At 34.9% G+C, this 1,302-nt stretch carries 2 protein-coding genes; both read left to right on the forward strand.

What is annotated here, in order from left to right:
• A partial coding sequence (locus tag Q0340_RS05970) for a DNA adenine methylase (RefSeq protein WP_298082547.1) occupies nt 1–831 on the forward strand: 831 nt, incomplete at its 5' end.
• Between the two features lie 3 nt (nt 832–834).
• Nucleotides 835–1,302, forward strand: a 468-nt coding sequence (locus Q0340_RS05975; RefSeq protein WP_298082548.1) for a type II restriction endonuclease, incomplete at its 3' end; no start/stop codon positions are given.

Here is a 1,302-nt window from a genome sequence, read left to right on the forward strand (position 1 = left end):
CTGCGCTATCCTGGCGGCAAGAGCCTAGCCGTAGGTCTGGTAATAGAAAAAATTCCCAACGATACAAAGAGGGTAATCTCACCTTTTTTCGGCGGTGGAAGCGTGGAAATCGCTATCGCCAAGGAGCTAAATTTAGAGGTTTTAGGATTTGATATTTTCGATATTTTAGTAAATTTCTGGCAGGTTTTACTTGCCAGACCCACTGAGCTTTATGCCGAGCTTTTAAATCTAGAACCTACAAAAGAAACTTATGATATCATAAAAAAGGAACTAAAATCGCACTGGATCAAGGACGCGGTTTTACCACCGCTAACACTAGCGAGAGACTATTATTTCAACTTTAATCTCAGCTATGGACCCGGGTTTTTAGGCTGGATGAGTAAAATTTATGAAGACAAAGTGAGGTATTTAAAGAACATAGAAAAAATAAGAGATTTTAAATTGCCAAATTTAAAGGTGGATTGCGAAAGTTTTGAAAAGGCTTTTGAGCTCTATCCGAACGATTTTTTCTATCTAGATCCACCGTATTTTCTAGATGGGAATTCAAAGATGTTTAGAGGAATTTATCCGCAGCGCAACTTTCCTATCCACCATAATGGCTTCAAGCATGAGCTGCTAGCGGATTTATTAAAGACGCACAATGGTAAATTTATACTTAGCTATAACGATTGCGAATTCGTGCGTAAAACCTATAAAAATTTTGAAATCTTGGAGCCTTCTTGGCAATATACAATGGGGCAGGGTGAAACTCGTATAGGCAAAAACCGCCTAGAGCGCGGCGATACAAATAACATTAAAAAGTCGCATGAACTACTAATAATAAAGGATTAAAATTTGAGAATAAGTGATGTAAAAACAGCATTTAAGATAGCTGATGTAGAGTATATAAATGGCAAAACAAGGTTAAAGTTTAATTATCTGAGCACTTTGAAAGATGAGAACGGTGTTATATTAGATAGTAAAATTTTAATACAAAATGTTGCAAGAGTTTATTTGATTGTTGTCAATGGTGAGATTAAAAAAATTGGTGGCAGTCAAGATAAAGGCGGCATAAAAGGAACATTAAATATTTATCAAGATGGTGGTAAAAATGGACGCCCAAGCATTAGGAGTTATGGTGTTTGGTATTTCTTGTATCACACGATTTTAGAAGGCGCAAAAATAGAATTTTATATGATTTATCAAGAAAATTTTGAGAAAAATATAAAAGGACTTTTTGGATTTCACAAAGTTAAAAACGCCTCTATAAGTTATAAATTTATCGAAGAGTGCTGCTTATCAGATTATTTAGAAAAAGAAGGT

Origin of the sequence: uncultured Campylobacter sp. (assembly GCF_938045595.1) — a bacterium.
Lineage (GTDB): Bacteria > Campylobacterota > Campylobacteria > Campylobacterales > Campylobacteraceae > Campylobacter_B.